Below are 20,996 nucleotides of genomic sequence, written 5' to 3'. Positions count from 1 at the left end.
TGGTCACAATGAGACCACAAGGTCACGGGACGCAACCGGCATAGCCGACAAACCGGGCTTAATCGTTACGAAGGTGACAAAAAACGATCGGGCTACGGTTACCGCAGCGCGGCGAGCACCTGGTCCCGCACCTGTGCTCGCTGAACCGCGTCGGTCAGTGGGCGTCCGGCCCTGTCGACGACGTAGAAGACGTCCACCGCCTCCGCGCCGAGAGTCTCCACACGCGCGGCGCGTACGTCAAGACCACAGTCTCCGAAAGCCCTGCCGATTCGCCACAATAACCCTGGGCGATCGTGGGCGCGCACTTCGATCACCGTGGCGGTGGCGGACGCGTCGTCCAGCAGCGCGACCCGGGGCGGAGCCACCGGAATCCGGGACGGCCGCATCGATCTCGCCCTCCTGGCCAGACGCTCCTCGATGTCGAGCCGCCCCGCCAGCACCAGCCGCAGATCGGCCTCCAGGGTCGCCGGGTCGGGCGGCGAGCCGTACTCGGGGACGACCGAGAACTCGATGACGGCCGTGCCGCCCGCCGAGGCCGCGGAGGCGGCGCGCACCACCATCCGGTGGGCGGCGAGCACCCCGGCCGCCCGCCACAGCAGCCCGGCACTGTGGCGGACGGCCGGAGCCACCACGGTGACCGCTCCCCCGCCGACCCGCACGGCGCAGCCGCCGTGCCGGGCCAGGGACGCCCGATCCGCCGACAGCGTGGGCGCCGGGGGCGGCTGCGCGCCGGACAGCACCGAGCGCGTCCGGCGCACGAGGTCGGCCACCAGCGACGCCTTCCAGGCGTTCCAGGCGGCCGGGCCGGTGGCGGCGCCGTCGGCCACGGCGAGCGCGGCCAGCAGATCCAGGACCTCCCGCGAGCCGACCGCCTCGGCCACCCGGGAGATCGTCACCGGGTCGTCCAGGTCACGGCGGGTCGCGGTCTCCGGCAGCAGCAGGTGGTGACGGACCACCCGCTCCAGGACGGCGACGTCGGCGGGCGGCAGGCCGATGCGGGTCCCGATGTCGCGGGCCACCACCGCGCCGGTGACGGAGTGGTCTCCCGGCCAGCCCTTGCCGACGTCGTGCAGGAGGGCGGCGATGAGCAGCAGGTCGGGACGGGAGACGTCCCGGGTGTGCGCGGCCGCCGCGGCCGCGGTCTCGATGAGGTGCCGGTCCACGGTGTAGCGGTGCACCGGGTTGCGCTGCGGGCGGTGCCGTACCCGCTCCCAGTCCGGCAGGAGCCGGACCAGCACCCCCGCCTGGTCCAGCTCCTCCCAGACCGGGACCGCCGCGCGGCCCGCGCCGAGCAGCGCCACCAGCGCGTCGCGCGCCGCGGCCGGCCACGGGACCGGCATCGGCGGCGACTGGGCCGCCAGCGAGGTGACCGCGGCGGGGGCCATCGGCAGCCCCGCCTGCGCCGCCGCGGCGGCGGCGCGGAGCACGAGCACGGGGTCGGTGCGGGGGTTCGCCCCCCGGGCGAGCGCCACCTCGCCGCCGTGCTCGACGACGCCGTCGGCCAGCGGGCGGCGGCCCCGCGGGGCGGGACCGCCGAGCAGCCGGTCGGCGGCGCGCCAGGTGGCGTCGAAGGCGTGCGCCACCGTCCGGCCCGCCTCGGCCAGCCGGCGCATCAGCGCCTCGGCGTCGAGCAGGCCCAGCGCCCCGGCCACCGCGTCCTGTTCCTGGAGCACCAGCCGGTCGGCCCCGCGGGCGGTGACCAGGTGCAGGGCGTGCCGCACGTCGAGCAGCAGCTCGTACGCCTCGCGGGACCGGGGCCCCGGCGCCGGGGCCACCCAGGCGGCGGCCACGGCCTGCATCGCCTGCACGTCGCGGAGACCACCGCGGGCGTCCCTCAGATCGGGTTCCAGGAGGAACGCCAGCTCCCCGCACGCCGCGGCCCGCCCCTCGGCGGCCTCCCGCAGCTCGCCCAGCCGCCGCCGGGCGTCGGCCCGCCAGCCGGCGAGCACGGTCTCGCGCGCCGCCCGGGTCAGCTCCGGGTCGCCGGCCACGTGCCGGGCCTGGATGAGGCCCAGCGCGGCCTTGAGGTCGTCCCGGGCGACGGCGGCGGCCTCCTCCACCGTGCGCACCGAGTGGTCCAGGCCCACTCCCGCGTCCCAGATCGGGTACCAGAGACGGTCGGCGACCCTCGCGACGTCCCGCCGGCCGTCGTGCAGCAGGACCAGGTCCAGGTCGCTGCCCGGGGCGAGTTCGCCGCGGCCCAGGCTGCCCACCGCGACCAGCGCGACGCCCTCGGGGACTCCACCGCCCGGCGCCCCGCGCGGGGCCCCTCGCGGGGGGTCGCGCCGGGCGCCGCGCGCGACGCCTTCGAGGGCTCCGGGCGGCGTGCCGCAGGCCGACCGGAGCAGGTCCGCGAGCCAGCGGTCGATGTCCGCCGCCCGGTCCCTGCGGACCGCGGCGTAGGAGCGGGCGTCACCCCTCACGGGTCAGAGCGCCTCGGGGCCGCGCTCGCCGGTGCGCACCCGCACCACGGCGTCCACCGGGACCGACCAGACCTTGCCGTCGCCGATCTTCCCGGTCTGCGCGGCCTTGACGATCACGTCGATGACGTCCTCGGCGTCGTCCTCCTCGGCGAGCACCTCCAGGCGGACCTTGGGCACCAGGTCCACCTGGTACTCGGCGCCCCGGTAGACCTCGGTGTGGCCGCGCTGCCGGCCGTACCCGCTGGCCTCGCTGACCGTCATGCCCTTGATGCCGAACTGTTCGAGGGCGGCCTTCACGTCGTCGAGCTTGAAGGGCTTGATCACCGCGGTGATGAGTCTCATGCGTCCACCTTCTTGGACACCGGGGCGGTGGCCGCGCCGTTGGGGGAGGCCACGCCGGAGGAGTGGATGGTGCCGAGGTCGTATCCGGTCTCGGCGTGGGTGGTGATGTCGACGCCCGCGACCTCCTGCTCCTGCGTGACGCGGAAGCCCATCGTCCTGTCGATGACCTTGGCGAGGATCCACGAGACGGCGAAGGAGTACAGGCCGACCGCGACCGGGCCCAGCACCTGGACACCGAGCTGGGAGATCGGTCCGCCCAGGAGGACGCCCTTCTCCTGGCCGTCGGCGAACGGGTAGGCCGCGACGAACCCGAGCGCCACGGCGCCGATGACACCGCCGACCAGGTGCACGCCGACCACGTCCAGGGAGTCGTCGTAGCCGAGCCTGTACTTCAGGCCGACCGCGTAGGCGCAGGCCGCGCCGGCGATCGCGCCGATGACGAACGCCGCCCAGGGATCGACGAACCCGCAGGCCGGGGTGATGGCGACCAGACCCGCGACGGCGCCGGAGGCGATGCCCAGGCTGGTGGAGTGGCCGTCGCGGAGCTTCTCGGCCACGATCCAGGCGCCGGCGGCGGCCGCGGTGGCGATCTGGGTGTTGATGAACGCCAGGCCGGTGGTGCCGTCCACGGCGAGCTCGGAGCCGGCGTTGAAGCCGAACCAGCCGAACCACAGCAGTCCGGCGCCGAGCAGGACGAGCGTGAGGTTGTGCGGCCGCATCGGATCCCTGCCCCAGCCGACCCGCTTGCCGATCACGAGCACCACCGCCAGGGCCGCGGCTCCGGCGTTGATGTGGACGACCGTGCCACCGGCGAAGTCCTCGATGCCGAGGTTGCTCAGCCAGCCGCCGCCCCACACCCAGTGGGCCACGGGGAAGTAGACGATGCTCACCCAGACGGCCGCGAAGACGACCCAGGCTCCGAATTTGACGCGGTCGGCGAGCCCACCGCTGATCAGGGCCACCGTGATGATCGCGAAGGTCATCTGGAACATGGAGAAGACGAGGCTCGGCATGCCGGTGCCGTCGTCCTTGGTGGCGGTGTCCGCCAGGCCGGACAGCCCGAGGTTGTCGAGACCGCCGATGATCATGTTGACGGCGCCGGAACCGGCCTCGTCGAAGGCCAGCGAGTGGCCGTAGAGGACCCAGGCGATCGTCGCGACGACGATGCTGACCCATGACATCATCATCATGTTGAGGACGCTCTTGGCCCTGGTCATGCCCCCGTAGAAGAACGCGAGGCCCGGAGTCATCAGCAGCACCAGGGCGGCGGCTGTGAGCATCCAGGCAGTGGTGCCGCTATCGATCTTCATTCGACGCGACCCTCCCTTACACATGGCGTATGGCCGTCTCAGGTCGCAGTGAACGCTTCTGGGCTTCGTCGACCGGCCGCGCACTGACGTTGGCCCACAGCCTGGTGGCGCACCGTTTCAGACCTCGTGCACGGGTGTTTCGGGCCTGTGAAACCCGGGCGCGCGGTGTTTCGGTCGCGTTTCGGGCAGGCGGGTTCTTGGCCTGCCGATGACCGCATCTATATTTAGGCTTGCCTAACCTTATGAATCAAGGGGAACCCATGACCTTCCGCCTGGTCAGAGCCGCCGCCGCGGTTCTGCTCTCGACCGTCGCCCTCGCCGCCTGCGGCGCCTCCGGCGGCGGGGATCAGACCGCCGAGGGCCCCACCCGGACGGTCAAGCACGCGATGGGCGAGACGAAGGTGCCCGAGACGCCCAAGCGGGTCGTCGTGCTCGACACCGACAAGCTGGACAGCATGGTCTCCCTCGGCCTCTCCCCGGTCGGCGCGGCCCAGGCGTCCCAGAACCAGGCGTGGCCGAAGTATCTCGGCTCGGCTCTGGACGCCACCAAGCCGGTCGGCACCCTCCAGGCTCCCAACCTGGAGGCCATCGCCGCGCTCAAGCCGGACCTGATCCTCGGCTCGAAGTTCCGCCAGGAGCAGTTCTACGACAAGCTCAACCGGATCGCGCCGACCGTGTTCACGGAGAAGGTCGGGACCACCTGGAAGGAGAACTTCCTCCTCGACGCCGAGGCCCTGGGCAAGAAGACGCAGGCCGAGAAGCTCCTCGCCGACTACCAGTCGCGGGCGCGCTCGCTGGGCGGCTCCGAGACGGTCAAGGTGAGCATCATCCGCTTCATGCCCGGCAAGATCCGGATGTACGGTCCCGAGTCGTTCAGCGGCATCGTGGTCGGCGACGCGGGCTTCGGCCGTCCCGAGCCCCAGCAGCTGAACGGCGCGGCGGACCGGCGCTTCGGCGAGCTGAGCCAGGAGAACCTCCCCCAGGCCGACGGTGACGTCCTCTTCTACACCGCCTACGGCGACCAGGCCGCCCAGGACCAGGCCGCCGTCACCGCGGGCCCGCTCTGGAAGAACCTGCCGGTGGTCAAGGGCGGCCGGGCGCACGACGTGGACGACGAGACCTGGATGACGGGGATCGGGGTCACCGCGGCCGGGAAGATCCTCGACGACCTGGAGAAGTACGCCAAGTCCTGATCCCGTACGGCGCGGGGCCGGGCGCCGCAGGCGAACGGCCCCGCGAACCGGTGAGATGCGGAGCGGGTCAGGCGGGGACGGCGGTGTTCTGGCCGGCCACGATCTTCCAGCCGTCCGGCTGCCTGGAGATCACGTAGAGCGTCGCACCCCGGGCGCCCTCGACGGGTTCGCCCGCACGGTCCGTGGGCGTCTGCGCCACGTTCACCGCGATCACCTCCGGGGCGATCTCCAGCAGCTTGACGACGTCGTACCGCGCGTAGGACTCACCCAGGAAACCCTTCATCGCCGGAACGCTGAACTCGACGATCGCCTCGCGGCCGTCCAGGCGCGTGCCCATGGCGTTGGACCAGGACGTCCGCTCGGCGAACTGCTCGCTCAGCGCGATCGGGTCCTTGGTGTTGAACGCCTCCTCCAGCGCCTTGACCACACCGGTCACCGCCGCCCGGGTCTCCCGCGAGATCTCTCCCACCACGAGAACGTCATCGGTCATGGCCATACCTCTCTCATCGCCGGATCCCGCCCGATGACGGGATCGTCGCCACCCATGCAACAACCTCGATCTACCTTGAGGTCAACAGGGAGAGCGGTTCCGCGGCTACCAGAACCTCACCTCGGGATAATCGTCCGACGGGCCGTCCAGCAACGGCCGGCGCTCGCCCTTCAGGTGCAGGTCGAGGAAGGCGCCGACGTACGCGCGGGTGATCGCTATGGAACGCTCGCCGTCGATGGGGGCGGCCGGCAGTCCCAGCTGCGGCTGGAGCACCGCGTAGTCGACGAAGCTCATGTGCTCGGCGCCGGTGACGGTCAGCCGGCGCTTCCAGTCACCGGTCACGTGCGGCCAGAACAGGTCCCAGGACCCCTTCTCATCACCGGTGGCCGGTTCCTGCCGCGGATTGCCGATCATCATGAAGGGCTTGCGGACGGGCTCGGCCGGTGTCTTCGGGTTGTAGGAGCCGTCCAGGTTGACCGCGGCCCTGATCCGCCGGTTCCCCTGCAGGAGATGCGCGGCGCTCTGCCCGCCGGCCGAGTGTCCTGCCATCGCGATCCTGGTCTCGTCGACCAGCCGGTTCCAGCGCCTGTCCTCTTCCAGCGCGTCCAGCACGAACGCCGTGTCGGCGGCCCGGACCCGGGCGACCTTCTCCCCCAGTTCCGGGGTCTGGCCGCCCCTGCCCGCCTCGAACGTGACGGTCCTGCCGTCCGGGAACGTGGTGGCGACCGACTCGTAGGTGTGCTCGATGCCCGCCACCAGGTAGCCCCTGCTGGCGAAGTCCTCGGCCAGCGAGGTCAGCGTGGCGCGGGGCAGCGTCATGCCGGGCGACATGACCACCAGCGGCCACCCGCCCCTGCGCTTCAGCGGGGGCGCGTCGACGCGGGCGTACGTCCTCGTCCTGGTGAGCGTTTCCGGCGGCACGTCCTTCAGCTGCGGCACGCTCTTGATGATCAGTTCTGACTCCCGGGGCGTGACGTACGGGGCCCGCTTCCCCACGGCCTTGCGCGCCGGGTACCAGATCGAGACCATCAGCTCGCGCGGCCTCCCGCCGACCCACGGGTCGGGGCGGGCGGAGTCGACCAGGTGGACGACCGACCGCCCGACGGCGTGGCCGCCGGTCGGCGCGGGCAGGGTCGGCGCGGGCAGGGTGGGCCTGGACGGCGTGGGCGTGGGCGTGAGCGACGCGGCGTGTGCCGTGCCGGCGCCGGTGAACGCGCAGAGGGCGAGCGTGCTCGCGATGATCGTCTTTCTCATGCCGCCACCCTGCCGGGCGGTCCTGCCGTACCGTCCCCGGCGGAAGTCGCCCGGCACCCGCTACTTTCGTAGCGGGCCGCCGCCCGGATCGCCGGATAGCCTCGGATCATGACGTACGGCGACGCCGGGATCGTCGAGCGGATCACGCCGTGGGCGCTCGGCGCGGCGGTGTTCCTCCTCTCCATGGCGTCCGCGACCGGCTCGATGGGGGTCGGATCCACACTGCCCGTCCCCGTGCTCGCGGCCGTCGCCGCCGCCTCCGGGGCGGCCGCGGTCCACGCCAGGCGTTCGCCATGGCCGCTCGCCGCGGTGGGCGCCGTCGCCTACGTCTGGCTGGTGATGTGGCCCGCCGCCGTCGCGGCCTCCTACTACGCGGGCACGCGCCTGCACCGCCGCCACCTGTGGCTCTACGGGACCGTCGCCGTCGCGGTGTACGCGCTCGGCGGCCTCGTCTCCCGGTGGAGCGGCGGGTACCGGGCAGTGGTCGCGGGCACCCCGGGCAACGTGCTCCTCCTCGGCGCGGCGCTGCTGGGACTCCCCCTGGTCGTGGGGCTGTGGGTCCGCTCCAGGCGGCAGGTGCTGGACGCGGTGCGCGAACAGGCGCGGCAGCTGCGACGCGAGCAGGTGCTGCGCGCGGAGCAGGCACGAGACCAGGAACGCGCCCGCATCGCGCGGGAGATGCACGACGTGGTCGCGCACCGGGTGTCGCTGATGGTCCTGCACGCGGGCGCCCTGGAGGTCGGCGCCCCCGACGACCGCACCGCCGAGGCCGCGGCGCTGATCGGCGGCATCGGCAGGGAGGCGCTGGGCGACCTGCGCGAGGTGCTGGGCGTGCTGCGCTCGCAGGCCCCCGTACGCGATCCGCAGCCCACGCTGGCCGACCTCGACCGGCTGCTCGACCAGACCCGGGCTCTGGGCGTCGCGGTCAACCGCCACGACGAGGGCGAGGCGCGCCCGCTCGGGCCCACCGCGGAACGCACCGCCTACCGCGTGGTCCAGGAGGCGCTGACCAACGTGCACCGGCACGCGGGCGACGCCGAGACCGACGTGTTCGTCCGCTACCTGCCCGCCGAGCTGGAGGTCGTCGTGCGCAACGGGCCTTCGGCCGAGACGGACCGCGGGGGCCTGCCCGGCTCCGGTCTGGGGCTGGTCGGCCTGCGTGAACGCGTCGAGCTGGCCGGCGGCCGGCTGGAGACCGGTCCGCGGGGCGGGCACGGCTTCCAGGTCCTGGTCAGGATCCCCGCCGCGTGATCCGCGTGCTGATCGCCGACGACGAGGCGCTGGTCAGGTCCGGGCTGCGGATGATCCTGGAGGCGGCGGGCGACGTGGCGGTCGTCGGCGAGGCCCGCGACGGCGACGAGGCGGTCACCGCCGCCGCCAGGCTCCGGCCCCAGGTCGTGCTGATGGACGTGCGCATGCCCGGCGCCGACGGCCTGACCGCCGCGGCGCGCGTCCTGGCCGCGCCCGACCCGCCCAAGGTGATCATGCTCACCACCTTCGACCTGGACGAGTACGTCCACGAGGCGCTGCGGCTCGGCGCGGTCGGGTTCCTGCTCAAGGACACCCCGCCCCGGGAGCTGGCCGCCGCCGTCCGCACGGTCGCGTCGGGCCAGGCCATGCTGTCTCCCACCGTCATCAAACGGCTGATCGCCTCCTTCGTCGACCGGGCCCCCTCACGCGCCGAGATCGCTCGCGATCGGCTCGCGTCACTGACCGCCAGGGAGGAGGACGTGATCAGGGCACTGGCCCGTGGTCTGTCGAACGCCGAGATCGGACGGGAGCTCCGGCTGGCCGAGGCGACGGTGAAAGCGCACGTCAGCCGGGTGCTCGCCAAACTGGGCCTGGCCAACCGGGTGCAGGCGGCGATCCTCGTGCACGACGCGGACCTCGCCTGACGGCCTGTCCTCGATCCGGGGGAGCTCGTTCGGCGCACCCGGGTGGAGGGGTCCGGCCGGGTGCCCACCCCGGCGACGGGCGGTGCTCAGGGCCGGGCCATGGACGCCGCCTGGTCCTGAGCGAGGTGGAAGGATCGTCAGTTCCGGGTGAAGGCGAGCGGCACACCACAGGCGTCTTCGGCGGCGACGTAAAAGCCGTCGGGGGTGGTTCGGGTGGGGATCATGTTGTGGTCGATGAGCTTGCGTGCGACCGCCAGGTCACGGACGGCGACGGTGTGGGCGGCCAGCAGGGGCAGGGCGGGCACGGCGTGTCCGGGGAGGAGGTCGTCGAGTGCGGACCACGGGATGATCTCCACCCGGCCGTGCCGTAGCGGGAGCACGCGCCTGGGGCCGTCGATCCACACGTCGGCGTTCAGGATTCGGGCGTAGCGCTCCTCGTGCCCGTCGACCTCGTCGTCGGGCACGACCAGCGACACGCTGTGCAGACCGACCGCGCCGTTGGGGTGGTCGAGATAGCGAGGCTGGTGGACGTACTGCGGGGTGAAGTGCTGAGTGGCCTGGAGCGCCCCCTCGGGAGTGTGGGGGGCGTCGATGCGGACGCTGTCGGCGCGGACGGTCCGCGGGCCGTCGGGAGTGCCGACCTCCCGTTCCAGCGCGCGGACTCCGGTGGAGGCCAGACCGGCGGCGCGCAGCCGTTCGGCGGTGGCCTGCACGTCGCGGGAGCCGAGGGTCATCAGCAGGCCGCGGTATGCCTGACGTAGGCGGTGGACGCCCCAGGGGTCGGGGGCGGCGGGGTCGACGATGCCGAGCAGTTCGATGAACGACCGCCCGAAGTAGGCGCACCGGTTGGCGGTGCAGGTGGGCAGGAGCGGACCGCCTGGCCGTTCGGCCAGGTGGTGGGGAGAGACAGGGCTGAGGGTGAAGCCGAGGGCCTCATAGCGGGCGGACGCCGCGGTGAGGTCGGTGGTGATGAGCACCGTGTGGTCGATGTGGTCGATGTCACCGGTGTGGCTCAGGGAGTTCATGTGATCTTCCTTGATCGGTTCCTGGGATGTGGGCGGAGCCGAGGCGCCGGCGTGTGGCTCACGCGGCCGCCGCTACGGCGGCCGCGATGAAGAGCACCTGCAGGGCCGTGCGGGCGGGGAGAGGGGTCACCGGCTTTCCGGCCAGGGTGAGGCCGCGACGGGCCGCCGAGACGTTGGCCGGGAACATGGCGATCATGAGCAGGGCCAATCCGATCGCCGCGTACGGCGCGGTCCCCGGAAACAGCAGCCCGGCGGCGCCGGCCAGTTCCAGGACGCCGGTGAGGGTGACCAGCAGCGCCGGCCGCGGGAACACCGGCGGGATCATCGCGACGAAGTCGCGGCGCCATGAGGGCAGGAAGTGCGGCACGCCGGTGAAGACGAACATCAGGGCGAGGGCGCCACGCAGGGCCGGCTGCCAGGCGTCCAGTACGTCGACACCGGCCAGGCCGACGAGCCGCAGGACGACGAAGCCGCCCGTGAGAGCGATGAACGGAACCATCCCGTCCTCCAATCTTGTCATCGGAAAGATTGAAGGAGGTCCCTTATCTTGTCAACGTCAAGATAAGATGAGGTCGTCACGCCGGCCACTCGAACGCGGAGGTGAGGTAGATCAACCAGCCGTCCTACCACCACGGCAATCTGAAGCGCGTCATCATCGACGCCGCACTCCAGGCCATCGGCGAATCCGGCCCGGCCGGATGGAGCCTGCGCGAACTGGCCCGCCGCGCGGGCGTTTCACACGCCGCCCCGGCCCACCACTTCGGCGACAAACAAGGCCTGCTGACAGCCGTGGCCGCCGAGGGCTTCGCCATGTTCGCCGCCGCTCTCGAACGCGCGGCAGCCGACGTGTGGGAGGTCGGCGTCGCCTACGTCCGCTTTGCCATCGATCACCGTCCCTACTTCGAGGTGATGTTCCGGCCCGAGCTCTACCGCGTGGACGATCCCGACATCCAGGCCGCGCAGGAGCGCGCCGCCGACGTGCTCGTCACCAGCGCCCGCTCGCTGTCGCCGAGCCCGGAACACGATCGGCTGACCACGATCGCCGCCTGGTCGCTGGTCCACGGCTTCACCGGCCTGTGGCTGAGCGGTTCCCTGCAGGAAAGCGCGGACGGCGACCCGGAGGCCCTCGCCCACTCGATGATCCGCCTCGTTCTCGGCGCCATGCGGTGAGGATCGGGCGGCCCGCGGCAAAGGATCGGCGACCGGGGAAGGTGTCAGCGAGGCGGGGTGGCGGCGGAGAGGAAGTCGAGGAGCAGCGCGTTGACCCTGTCCGGGGCCTCCAGCTGCATCCAGTGGCCCGCACCGTCGATCCGCTCGTAACGCCACGGCCCGGTGACGTGCTCCTGGGTGAGGAGCATCGCTCTTTCGGCGAGGAACCGGTCACCGCTGCTCCACACGCCCAGGGTGGGCACCGGCGGCAGCTTGGCGACCCTGCCGGACGGCAGGGGGCGGAGCCCCGTACGGTAGATCGCCAGCGAGGAGGTGAGCGCGCGGGGATCGCGCATGCGCGCGATGACGTCCTCCACGTCGGGGTGCCCGCCCATCCACCGCCGCATGGTCGCGAAGTCGTCGCGGCTGAGCCACCACTCGGCGACGCCCCGCAGCTGGAACAGCAGCATGTACCAGGACCGTCTCCACTGCACGGGACCCGCCGCCGCCAGCGTGGCGGGGTGGCCGACGGACATGCAGGTGAGGCTGAGTGCCCTCTGCGGCGCCGCGACGGCGGTCAGCTGCACGAGAGGCGACCCCCAGTCGTGGCCCACGAGATGGGCCCGCTCCACGCCGAGACGATCCATGATCCCGAGCAGGTCCCCCACGTAGCGGGAGAGGCGGTAGTTCTCCAGGCCGTCCGGTTTGGCCGAGGCTCCGAAGCCCCGCAGGTCGGGGGCGATCGTGCGGTATCCGGCCGCGTTCAGCGCGGCCACCTGGTGCCGCCAGCAGGCATGGGTGTCCGGGTAGCCGTGCAGCAGCACGACGTCCCGCCCCTCCCCGCTGACCTGGACCTCCAGCTCCACGCCGTTGACGTCCATGCGCATCACATGCCTCCGCAGGGGCTCTCGGGGACCTGGATGTCCACGGTCGCACCTTTCCCCACGCCGCGGAACCCACCGCGCGGAGCCGGGGGGGAAGAGATGCCCGCCGTACGGCGGAGTCTCCCGGCGGCGCTCAGCCCGGCAGGCGGAACCAGACGGCGGTGGCCTCTCCGCCGGGGCGGACGGTCATCGAGCCGCCGGAGGCGGAGCGAGCACCTCGGCGATCAATTGGGTGTCGGTGTACTCGGTGGCCTCGGCGACCTTGCCGTCGCGCATGACGAAGATCCAGCAGCAACGGTTCGGGGAGTCATGCCCTGATGCCGCAACGCTGTGGTCGCGGCCTTCGACGACGACCACAGCGTCATCGGCCGGCGCGTCGAGGAAGGGCCGCCCGTTCCCCTTCGCGGTCTCGGCGAAGACTCCCTGTAGAGATGAGAGGCCGCCGGCCGGGCTCATCACCTGCTCAGGCCGCGGAGGGCGAGGTCGAAGCCTCGGCGCATGGACGCCCAGAACCGCTCCTCCGGCTCGCCCAGGTCCATGCTGGCGAGCGCGGCCCCCTGGACGGCGCCCAGCACGGAGCCGGTCACCGCGGCGGCGCCGACCGGGTCGAGCTCGTCGGGGTAGACCTTCACCAGGGTCTCGGCGATCTCCTTCTGCAGCTCGAACGTCATGTACAGCGCCTTCGCCTGGAGAGCGGGCACGGTCATGACCAGGCGGGTGTAGGTCTTCATCAGGGCGGGGTCCTCCGCCTCGACGCCCTCGGCCCGGTAGTCGGCCAGCAGCTTCTCGTACATCCGGGTCAGCAGGTCGGGGAGGCTCTCCCCCGGGCGGCGGCCGGCGATCACCTCCAGCAGGACCGCGTTGCGCTCCCGCGTGCCGGTGAACAGCACGTCCTCCTTGCTGGGGAAGTGGTTGAAGAACGTCTTCGTGGCCACGTCGGCGGCGGCTGCGATCTCGGCGACGGTCGTCTGCTCGTATCCCCGCTCGCCGAACAGCCTGATCGCCGTCTCCGCGATCAGCCGCCTGGTCTGCCGCTTCTTGCGCTCCCGCCGGGACTCGTCCACGCACTTACTTTACATGAGAACTATCCTTACTCACGTTGCATTTTTACACTTAGTGTAGTTCTATGAGGGCGCGGGGACCGGAGCACCGCGGCCCCGAATGACGGCGTGGGCGACCCCTGTCGCCCGGTGAGGACGGCGAAGATGCCGACAGAGCCCCTGACGTTCCCGATGACCGCCTCCGGTCCGTTCGACCCGGCGCGGGAGATCCTGGCGATGCGCGGTGAGCGGCCGATCGCCCGGGTCCGCTATCCGGACGGCAGGCTCGGCTGGGTGGTCACCCGGTACCCGACCATCCGCGCGGTGCTCGCCGACCCCCGGTTCAGCGCCCGGCAGGAACTGCGCGGCAGCCCGTTCAACGCCGCGGAGATCCCGCCCGCTCTGCCCGGCATGTTCATCGGGATGGACGACCCGGACCACGCCCGCTACCGGCGCCTGCTCACCGGGCAGTTCACCGTACGCCGGATGCGACGGCTCGCCGCCCGCGTCGAGCGGATCGCCGAGGAGCAGCTCGACCGGATGGAGGCGGCCGGCCCTCCGGCCGACCTGGTACGGGAGTACGCCGCGCCGGTTCCCGCGCTGGTGATCTGCGAGCTGCTGGGCGTGCCGTACGACTACCGCGAGCGGTTCCAGGCCGACGTCACGGAGATGACCCGCCAGGACGCCACCCAGGAGGACCGGCAGCGGGCGATGACCGACGTCGGCGGCCACCTCGGCGAGCTGGTACGGCGCAGGCGGGCCGAACCCGCCGACGACATACTCGGCGGGCTCGTCACGAACGGCGGGCTGACCGACGAGGAGCTGACCAACATCGCGTTCATGCTGCTGGGCGCGGGGTTCGACACCACGACGAACGTCCTGGGGCTCGGCGCCTTCGCGCTGCTGCTGAACCCCGGGCGGATCCCGGCGCTCACCGACCCGGAGACCGCCGACGGCGCCGTGGAGGAGCTCCTGCGCTACCTCCCGGTCGTCCCGGGGACGATCCGCGCCGCCCTGGAGGACGTCGAGGTCGAAGACGTCCTCGTCCGGGCGGGCGAGAGCGTCATGGTCTCGCTGCCCGGCGGCAACCGCGACCCCGAGCGCTTCCCCGACCCCGACACCCTCGACCTGACCAGGCCCGCGACCGGCCACCTCGCCTTCGGGCACGGCGTCCACCAGTGCCTCGGCCAGCAGCTCGCGCGGGTCGAGATCCGGGCCGGCTTCTCCGCGCTGTTCCGGCGCTTCCCGGACCTGAGGCTGGCCGTACCGCCGGAGAAGGTCCCCCTGCGCGACGACATGATCATCTACGGAGTCCACGAACTCCCCGTCACCTGGGGGAGGTGACGGGGAGAGGCTACGGCGAGCGGGCCGTACGAACGAGGCAGGTATGGCGCGGAGGTGGGTGGGTGTTCCGGCCGGCTTCAAAACGCCGGAAACCGTCGCGCCCGAGGCCAGGCCGGAGGCCGGTCGGAACCAGAGCCCAGCCACAACGCCGGCCGGAACACCCACCCACCGCAGCGCGCACAAACGACCGACCCGGCGACCACCGACCCGCCCGAACAGGGAACCACCCCCAATCGGAAAAGCCCCAGCCGGAACACCCACCGCGACGCGCACAAACGACCAGCACGACAACCACCGACCCGCCCAAGCCCGAGAAACGCCCGGATCCGAGACACCCGCCTCACAACGACCCGGTGCGAAAAGGCCCGGTTCCAAAAGGAACCGGGCCCGGTGGAAAAACGTCAGGCCGCCGCGGCCATCTTCCGCAGGCGGGCCAGGGCGTCGCGCTCGATGCGGCGGGCGCGGTCGCGGCCGATGCCGTAGCGCTCGCCGACCTCGGTGAGGGTGTGCTCGCGGCCGTCCATCAGGCCGTACCGCCAGCGGAGCATCTCCCGGGTCTGCCCCTCCAGACCGGTCAGCCACTGCTCCAGGCGCTCGCGCTCCAGGATGTCCATGGCCTGCTGCTCGGGGTCGGCCCACGTCTCGTCGGCGATCATGTCGCCCAGCTCGGTCTCGTCCTCGTCACCCACGCCGAGCTGCAGGGAAACCGGCTCGGAGGCCCAGCGGCGCAGCTCGCGGACGCGCTCGATCGGCAGCTCCAGCACGCTGGCCAGGTCGGCGTCGGTCGGCTCCTGGTCGAACTCGGCCAGCATGTCGCGCCGGACCCTCATCAGCCGGGTCATCTGCTCGCCCGCGTGGGTGGGCAGCCGTACCGGGCGGGCCTGCTCGTGGATGGCGCGTCCCACCGACTGGCGGATCCACCACGTGGCGTATGTGGAGAACTTGTAACCCCGGCGGTAGTCGAATTTCTCGACCGCCCGCACCAGGCCCAGGTTTCCTTCCTGCACCAAATCGATCAGCGGCATTCCCCGGCCGGAGTATTTGCGCGCGACCGCCACCACAAGACGTAGATTGGCCTGGATGAATTCGTCCTTGGCCCGCTGCCCGGAAACGGCGATCCGTTCCAGCTCCTCGTCGGCCGCGTCCCCGATCCGCGGTTCCGACAGCCCGCTGTCCAGCAACTGCTCCGCGAAGAGACCCGCCTCGATGCGCTTGGCGAGCTCCACCTCCTCCTCCGCGGTGAGCAGGGGGACCCGCCCGATCTCAGCCAGGTAGGTTCCGAGCAGGTCCCGGTCCGAGACCTGCTGCTCCTGCGTCCGATTCCCCGTCGGCCTTGCCATCCGATGGCACCTCGCTCCGCCTGCTTATGGCATGCCCACGCGTTCGCTCAACGCCCCGCGTGCGCGGACATGCCGCTTGTCTGATCAACGCTCGGACCGGAGCAAAGATTCCCTAAAGAAGTACGCCAGAAGAATGGTTTTGGATTTCCTCCTCAAGGAGGAGGCCGTCCCCGAGAGGGACGTCCGCGCGCGTGGTGTCACAAGCCCCGTCGCTGCCCCCTCCCCGTGGGTCTCAAACCAGACGACGCCCCTCTTTCCAGACCTGTGCCACGAGGGGCACCCCGGGCCGGTAGGCGAGGTGGACGTAGGACGGGGCGTCCAGGATCACCAGGTCACCGGCGGCTCCCCTCCGCAGGACGCCGACGTCGTCGCGGCGCAGGGCCCTGGCTCCGCCGTACGTGGCGGCCCGGACCGCCTCCAGCGGCGTCATCCGCATCTCCCGCACGGCCAGCGCGACGCAGAACGGCATGGAGGAGGTGAAGGAGGAGCCGGGGTTGCAGTCGGTGGCCAGGGCGACGGTCACCCCGGCTTCCAGCAGGCGCCGGGCGTCGGGGTACGGCGAGCGGGTGGAGAACTCCGCGCCGGGCAGCAGCGTGGCGACCACCCCGGCCGACGCCAGCGCCTCGACGTCGGCGTCGGTGAGGTGGGTGCAGTGGTCGGCCGAGGCTGCGCCCACCTCGGCGGCGAGCCGCGCGCCGGGGCCCTCGCCGAGCTGGTTGGCGTGGACGCGCGGCAGCAGCCCGGACTTCGTCCCGGCCAGCAGGATCTCCCGGCTCTGGTCGGCGTCGAACGCGCCGCGCTCGCAGAACACGTCCACCCACCTGGCGTACGGCGCGCAGGCCGCGAGCATCTCCCCGGTGACGAGGCGGACGTAGTCGTCGGCGGACGGGGCCTCCGGCGGCACGACGTGGGCGCCCAGGAAGGTGGTCTCGGCGGTGAACCGCCGGGCGATCTCCAGGGACCGGCGCTCGTCGCCGGCCGTGAGGCCGTAGCCGCTCTTGATCTCGACGGTGGTGGTCCCCTGGGCGAGCATCTCGTCGATCAGGGCGGCCGTCCGCTCGGTCAGCGCGGCGTCCGTGGCCGCGCGGGTCGCCGCGACCGTGGTGCGGATGCCCCCGGCGGTGTAGCGCTCGCCCGACATGCGGGCGGCGAACTCGGCGGTGCGGTCCCCGGCGAAGACGAGGTGGGCGTGGCTGTCGACGAAGCCGGGGACGACGCAGCGTCCGCCGGCGTCCACGCGCTCGTCCGCGGCGGGCGCCTCGCCGGAGGCTCCGATCCACGCCACCCGGCCGTCCTCGACGACCAGCGCGGCGTCCGTGATCTCCTCCCGCTCCGGGTCGCCGGTGTAGAGCAGCCCGATCCGATGGAAAAGCGTGCTCCGCCTCTCCCCCTCCGCACGGCTCATCCGCTCGTCTCCCTCCGCACCGCCCAACCGCCCGGCCCCCACCAGACCGCTCACCCGCTCGGCTCCACCGGCCGCACCGCCCAACCGCTCCGCTCCACCGGCCGCACCTGCCGCACCGCGCACGCCGCTCACGCCGCTCACGCCCCCTCCCCGCGGACCGCCGCGATCGCCTCGCCGAGCATCGCGCCGACGTCGCCCAGGGCGTGCCGGCCGTCCTCGACGACGCGGCGGCCGCCAGACACCACCGAGTGCACGTCCGCGGCCGACGCGGCGAAGACCACGGTCTCCGCCAGGTCGTGGGCGGGCGCGCCCGCCGTACGGACCGAGTCGAGCCGGACCGACACCAGGTCGGCCCACGCGCCCGGCACGAGCATGCCCGCGTCGGCGAAGCCGAGCGAGGAGTGGCCGTCGGCGGTGGCGGTGCACAGCAGCTCGGCGGCCGTCCAGTGGCCGCGCTGCTCGCTGACCAGCCGCTCGTTCAGCTCCACGGCGCGCGCCTCCTCGAACAGGTCGATGACGGCGTGGCTGTCGGTGCCGAGGGTGATCGGCGATCCCGCGTCGCGCAGTTTCCGGGCGGGGCCGACGCCGTCGGCCAGGTCGCGTTCGGTGGTGGGGCACATGCAGACGTGGGAGCCGGACTGGCCGAGCAACGCGATGTCGACGTCGGACAGGTGGGTGGCGTGCACGGCGGTCGAGCGGGGCCCGAGGATGTCGTGCTCGCACAGGACCTCGACCGGGGTGGCGGTGTAGGTCTCCACGCAGGCGGAGTTCTCGCCGCGCTGCTCGGAGACGTGGGCGTGGGCCGGGACCGCGTGGTGCGCCGAGAACCTGCCGATCACCGGCATCTGCTCGGCGGGGACGGCGCGCACCGAGTGGACGGCCACACCGATCTCCACGTCCTTCTCGCCGCGGTAGGCGGCGAGAAGGGCCTCGGCCCGCATCGCCCACCGCTCGGCGTCGCCGTCGCCGAACCGCTGCTGGACGCCGGTCAGCGGGGTGCCGATGCCGCCGGTCAGGTAGCAGGTGTCCAGCAGCGCGATGCGCAGGCCCGCCTCCCGCGCCGCCTGCACGAGGGCGTGCCCCATGGCGTTGGGATCGTCGTACGGCCTGCCGCCGGGCGCGTGGTGCAGGTAGTGGAACTCCCCGACGCAGGTGATCCCGGCCAGCGCCATCTCGGCGTACACCGCCCTGGCCAGGGCGAGGTAGGAGTCGGGGTCGAGCGTCGCGGCCAGGGCGTACATCTGCTCGCGCCAGGTCCAGAAGCTGCCCTTCTCCCGCTGGGTCACCCCGCGCAGGGCGCGGTGGAAGGCGTGGGAGTGGGCGTTGGCCAGGCCGGGGAGGGTCAGCCCGGTGAGGCGGACGGCCCCGGCGGGCGGCTCGGCCACGCCGGGGACGACGTCGGAGATCATCGAGTCGGCGACGGTGACGAGCACGCCCTTGACCGCCTCTCCCGGGGGCAGCCAGGCCAGCTCGCACCAGTAGTTCAGCTCCGGCACAGGTCCTCCAGCGCGTCGGCGAGGGCGGTGACCCCCGCGTGGCAGTCGGACGTCTCGGCGTGTTCGTCCGGGGAGTGTGAGATTCCCGTTGGGTTGCGCACGAACACCATGGCGCTGGGAACGCCCGCGGCGGCGAGGATCCCGGCGTCGTGCCCGGCGCCGGTCGGCAGCGCCGGGGCGCCGCCGAGGACCGCGGCGAGGCGGTCGCGCAGGTCCGCGTCGAAGTCGACGACGGGGGTCCACGACTCGGCGCTCACCTCGGCGCCGGAGGAGTCGGCCAGTTCGGCGACCAGCGCCCGGACGGCGTCCTCCCGGCCGCCGCGGGCGTCGAGCCAGGCGCTGACCAGGCCGGGTACGGCGTTGGCGTTGTTGGGCGAGACGCGCACCTTGCCGAAGGTGGCGAGCACCCCGGCGCGTTCGGCGGCCTCGCGGGCGCGCAGGACGGTGCGGGCGAAGGGCAGCATGGGGTCGTCGCGGTCGTCCAGGCGGGTGGTTCCGGCGTGGTTGGCCTGCCCGCGGAAGTCGAAGCGCCAGCGGCCGTGCGGCCAGATGGCCGAGGCCACGCCGACCGGGGCTCCGGCGTCGACCAGGCCGCGGCCCTGCTCGACGTGCAGCTCCAGGAAGACCCCGATGTGCCGGAGCGTCTCGTCGTCCCGGCCGAGGGAGCCGGGGTCGCGTCCGGCCCGCCGCAGCACCTGGGCCAGCGAGTCGCCCTCGTCATCGGTCAGGCCGCGGGCGCGGTCCGGGTCGAGGACGCCGGTGAGCAGCCGGGACCCCACGCAGGGGACGCCGAACCTGGCGCCCTCCTCGTCGGTGAAGCAGGCGACGCCCAGTGGACGGGCGGGCTCGGCGCCCCTGGCGCGCAACGCGTCGAGGGCGGCGAAGGCGGAGACGACGCCGAGGGGGCCGTCGAAGGCGCCGCCCTGCCGTACCGAGTCCAGGTGGCTGCCGGTGACGACACCGGGACGGCCCGACGGGTCGCCCCACCAGGCCCAGAGGTTGCCGTTGCGGTCCTCCCGCAGGTCGAGGCCGCGCCGTTCCGCCTCCTGGCGGAACCACTCGCGCAGTTCCCGGTCGGCGGGCGACCACGCGTCGCGGAGGTACCCGCCGGTCCGGCCGTCACGTCCGAGGTGCTCGATGGCACCCCACATCTCGTCGAACACCACTCCATTATGTGAATGGAGTCATTCATTTGCGAGCCCTTCACCCTCAGCCTTCAGTCTTCAGCCTTCGGCGGGCGGCCCGCGGGACGTCAGGCGACGGGACGGACCGCCGGGCGGAGGGTGATGTCGGTGAGATGCGCGTCCGGCGAGGCGGTCACCGCCGCCAGCACCGCCCGGGCCACCGACTCCGGCGTCAGGTACCGCTCCGGCTCGTAGGCCCCGTTCTCCTGGGCCCGCACCCCGCGCTGCATGTCGGTGTCGATCCGCCCGGGGTAGACGGTGGTCACCCGCAGGGCGGGCTCCTCCTGCCGGAGCACGTCGGCGAAGGCGCGCAGCGCGAACTTGCTGGCGGCGTAGGACCCCCAGGTGGGGTTGGCGTGCAGCCCGGACCCCGAGTTGATCGCCACCACCTGGCCGCGGGCGGCGCGCAGCGCGGGCAGCAGCAGCCGGGTCAGCTCGGCCACCGCGACGACGTTGACCTCCATCGTGCGGCGCCACACCTCGGCGGGCGTCTCCTCGATCCGGCCCAGGGTCACCACGCCCGCGCTGTGCACCAGCACGTCGAGCCGGTCGATCCCGGCGACGTCGGCCTCGGTGACGGCGGTGAGCTCCACCGGCCAGGGCCGCGCGCCGGGCAGCTCGGCGCACAGCTTGCCGAGCGCCTCGGCGTCGCGGCCGCCGAGCAGCAGATCGTGGGTGGGGGCGAGGACACGGGCGACGGCGGCCCCGACTCCCCGGGAGGCTCCTGTGACCAGTGCGGTCGGTCGTGCGGACATGCGGGCCACGTTACTCCGGGCCCGCCCGCCCGCCGTCACCCCCTCCCGGCCGTGAGCGGCCCGGTTCCGCGGCGCCGCCGGGGCCGGCGCCCGCCTGCCCGTACCGGTGCGGCTACCGGTACGGGCGGAAGGTCGCGGGGCCGGGCCGTTCCAGGGTCAGGGCGTACCCGTCGTGCGGGTAGCGGTGGTCGTCCGGGCGGACCCGGACCTCCTCTGCGGCGGCCTCCAGGATCACGCACCGGTACCACTCGCCGTCCCGCAGGAACTCCCAGTGCCCCATGAGCACCTCCAGCCCGGACCGCCGCACCTCCTCGGCCGCCCGGTCCTCGGGCCCGGCCTCGCCGAGCGGGTAGCCGAACACGGTCAGCGGCTCCCAGCCGGCCCCGGCCTGCCGCAGGTAGCCCAGCAGGGCGCCGTCGTCGTCGCGTCTGATCTCTCTCACGGTTGACACCTTATACAAACTTGAA

At 72.7% G+C, this 20,996-nt stretch carries 21 protein-coding genes and 1 pseudogene; 6 read left to right on the top strand and 16 right to left on the bottom strand.

Going from position 1 to position 20,996, the window contains the following annotated elements; translation table 11 throughout:
• Window positions 1–98: 98 nt before the first annotated feature.
• From IEZ10_RS09200 to IEZ10_RS09190, 3 genes are read right to left on the bottom strand one after another with little or no spacing between them, the layout of a single operon-like run.
• A complete protein-coding gene (locus IEZ10_RS09200) occupies window positions 99–2,423 on the bottom strand; it encodes a [protein-PII] uridylyltransferase (RefSeq protein WP_189246046.1) in 2,325 nt (774 codons plus the stop codon).
• A 3-nt stretch (window positions 2,424–2,426) separates the two neighbouring features.
• Entirely contained in the window at window positions 2,427–2,765 is a 339-nt protein-coding gene (locus tag IEZ10_RS09195) for a P-II family nitrogen regulator (RefSeq protein ID WP_189246045.1), read from the bottom strand.
• On the bottom strand, window positions 2,762–4,075 hold the full coding sequence (locus IEZ10_RS09190) for an ammonium transporter (protein WP_189246044.1): 1,314 nt from the start codon (window positions 4,073–4,075) through the stop codon (window positions 2,762–2,764). The genes IEZ10_RS09195 and IEZ10_RS09190 overlap by 4 nt, the downstream gene beginning before the upstream one ends.
• Window positions 4,076–4,335: 260 nt before the next feature.
• On the opposite strand from IEZ10_RS09190, the gene IEZ10_RS09185 reads away from it, so the two are divergent.
• On the top strand, window positions 4,336–5,268 hold the full coding sequence (locus tag IEZ10_RS09185; RefSeq protein WP_189246043.1) for an ABC transporter substrate-binding protein: 933 nt from the start codon (window positions 4,336–4,338) through the stop codon (window positions 5,266–5,268).
• A 67-nt stretch (window positions 5,269–5,335) separates the two neighbouring features.
• On the opposite strand, the gene IEZ10_RS09180 is transcribed toward IEZ10_RS09185, so the two are convergent.
• Entirely contained in the window at window positions 5,336–5,758 is a 423-nt protein-coding gene (locus IEZ10_RS09180; RefSeq protein ID WP_189246042.1) for an SgcJ/EcaC family oxidoreductase, read from the bottom strand.
• 105 nt (window positions 5,759–5,863) lie between these two features.
• Window positions 5,864–7,012: an alpha/beta hydrolase family protein gene (locus tag IEZ10_RS09175; protein ID WP_189246041.1), complete on the bottom strand. Its 1,149-nt coding sequence runs from the start codon at window positions 7,010–7,012 to the stop codon at window positions 5,864–5,866.
• A gap of 108 nt (window positions 7,013–7,120) precedes the next feature.
• Between IEZ10_RS09175 and IEZ10_RS09170 the strand changes: the two genes are divergently transcribed.
• Window positions 7,121–8,263 carry a sensor histidine kinase gene (locus IEZ10_RS09170; RefSeq protein WP_189246040.1) on the top strand — a complete coding sequence of 381 codons (1,143 nt, stop codon included), beginning with the start codon at window positions 7,121–7,123 and terminating at the stop codon, window positions 8,261–8,263.
• Window positions 8,260–8,907: a response regulator gene (locus IEZ10_RS09165; RefSeq protein WP_189246039.1), complete on the top strand. Its 648-nt coding sequence runs from the start codon at window positions 8,260–8,262 to the stop codon at window positions 8,905–8,907. Before IEZ10_RS09170 ends, IEZ10_RS09165 begins: the two co-directional genes overlap by 4 nt.
• Window positions 8,908–9,044: 137 nt before the next feature.
• Here IEZ10_RS09165 and IEZ10_RS09160 read toward each other — a convergent pair whose 3' ends face one another.
• Together IEZ10_RS09160 and IEZ10_RS09155 are read right to left on the bottom strand one after the other, a co-directional pair.
• Window positions 9,045–9,932 (bottom strand): VOC family protein, encoded by an 888-nt coding sequence (locus tag IEZ10_RS09160; protein ID WP_189246038.1) that lies wholly within the window; start codon window positions 9,930–9,932, stop codon window positions 9,045–9,047.
• 58 nt (window positions 9,933–9,990) lie between these two features.
• Window positions 9,991–10,452, bottom strand: coding sequence for a DoxX family protein (locus tag IEZ10_RS09155; RefSeq protein ID WP_229811086.1), 462 nt, complete (start codon window positions 10,450–10,452; stop codon window positions 9,991–9,993).
• A gap of 89 nt (window positions 10,453–10,541) precedes the next feature.
• On the opposite strand from IEZ10_RS09155, the pseudogene IEZ10_RS40385 reads away from it, so the two are divergent.
• Both IEZ10_RS40385 and IEZ10_RS09150 read left to right on the top strand, forming a co-directional pair.
• Window positions 10,542–10,712: pseudogene (locus tag IEZ10_RS40385) on the top strand (TetR/AcrR family transcriptional regulator); the annotation flags it as partial.
• A 9-nt stretch (window positions 10,713–10,721) separates the two neighbouring features.
• Window positions 10,722–11,102, top strand: coding sequence for a TetR-like C-terminal domain-containing protein (locus tag IEZ10_RS09150; RefSeq protein ID WP_229811085.1), 381 nt, complete (start codon window positions 10,722–10,724; stop codon window positions 11,100–11,102).
• A 44-nt stretch (window positions 11,103–11,146) separates the two neighbouring features.
• Here IEZ10_RS09150 and IEZ10_RS09145 read toward each other — a convergent pair whose 3' ends face one another.
• The 3 genes from IEZ10_RS09145 to IEZ10_RS09135 form a co-directional block, all read right to left on the bottom strand.
• Window positions 11,147–11,968: an alpha/beta fold hydrolase gene (locus IEZ10_RS09145; protein ID WP_189246037.1), complete on the bottom strand. Its 822-nt coding sequence runs from the start codon at window positions 11,966–11,968 to the stop codon at window positions 11,147–11,149.
• A 183-nt stretch (window positions 11,969–12,151) separates the two neighbouring features.
• The gene (locus IEZ10_RS09140) at window positions 12,152–12,421 is read right to left on the bottom strand and encodes a nuclear transport factor 2 family protein (RefSeq protein WP_189246036.1); all 270 of its coding nucleotides are present in this window, start codon (window positions 12,419–12,421) and stop codon (window positions 12,152–12,154) included.
• On the bottom strand, window positions 12,421–13,029 hold the full coding sequence (locus tag IEZ10_RS09135) for a TetR/AcrR family transcriptional regulator (RefSeq protein ID WP_189246035.1): 609 nt from the start codon (window positions 13,027–13,029) through the stop codon (window positions 12,421–12,423). The genes IEZ10_RS09140 and IEZ10_RS09135 overlap by 1 nt, the downstream gene beginning before the upstream one ends.
• A 141-nt stretch (window positions 13,030–13,170) precedes the next feature.
• Between IEZ10_RS09135 and IEZ10_RS09130 the strand changes: the two genes are divergently transcribed.
• Window positions 13,171–14,349, top strand: coding sequence for a cytochrome P450 (locus IEZ10_RS09130; protein ID WP_189246034.1), 1,179 nt, complete (start codon window positions 13,171–13,173; stop codon window positions 14,347–14,349).
• Between the two features lie 401 nt (window positions 14,350–14,750).
• Here IEZ10_RS09130 and IEZ10_RS09125 read toward each other — a convergent pair whose 3' ends face one another.
• From IEZ10_RS09125 to IEZ10_RS09100, 6 genes are all read right to left on the bottom strand, one after another.
• The gene (locus tag IEZ10_RS09125) at window positions 14,751–15,689 is read right to left on the bottom strand and encodes a sigma-70 family RNA polymerase sigma factor (protein ID WP_189246033.1); all 939 of its coding nucleotides are present in this window, start codon (window positions 15,687–15,689) and stop codon (window positions 14,751–14,753) included.
• 232 nt (window positions 15,690–15,921) lie between these two features.
• Window positions 15,922–17,094, bottom strand: coding sequence for an imidazolonepropionase (gene hutI, locus IEZ10_RS09120; protein WP_189246032.1), 1,173 nt, complete (start codon window positions 17,092–17,094; stop codon window positions 15,922–15,924).
• Between the two features lie 137 nt (window positions 17,095–17,231).
• Window positions 17,232–18,590: a formimidoylglutamate deiminase gene (locus tag IEZ10_RS09115; protein WP_189246031.1), complete on the bottom strand. Its 1,359-nt coding sequence runs from the start codon at window positions 18,588–18,590 to the stop codon at window positions 17,232–17,234.
• The gene (locus IEZ10_RS09110) at window positions 18,578–19,741 is read right to left on the bottom strand and encodes an allantoate amidohydrolase (protein WP_189246148.1); all 1,164 of its coding nucleotides are present in this window, start codon (window positions 19,739–19,741) and stop codon (window positions 18,578–18,580) included. Before IEZ10_RS09110 ends, IEZ10_RS09115 begins: the two co-directional genes overlap by 13 nt.
• Window positions 19,742–19,842: 101 nt before the next feature.
• Window positions 19,843–20,529 carry an SDR family oxidoreductase gene (locus tag IEZ10_RS09105; RefSeq protein WP_189246030.1) on the bottom strand — a complete coding sequence of 229 codons (687 nt, stop codon included), beginning with the start codon at window positions 20,527–20,529 and terminating at the stop codon, window positions 19,843–19,845.
• Between the two features lie 112 nt (window positions 20,530–20,641).
• Window positions 20,642–20,971, bottom strand: a complete 330-nt coding sequence (locus tag IEZ10_RS09100) for a hypothetical protein (RefSeq protein ID WP_189246029.1) — start codon at window positions 20,969–20,971, stop codon at window positions 20,642–20,644.
• Window positions 20,972–20,996 lie beyond the last annotated feature (25 nt).

Origin of the sequence: Streptosporangium pseudovulgare (assembly GCF_014648055.1) — a bacterium.
In the GTDB taxonomy this organism is placed as follows: Bacteria; Actinomycetota; Actinomycetes; order Streptosporangiales; family Streptosporangiaceae; genus Streptosporangium; species Streptosporangium pseudovulgare.
This window is presented reverse-complemented; position numbering and strand designations above follow the sequence as displayed.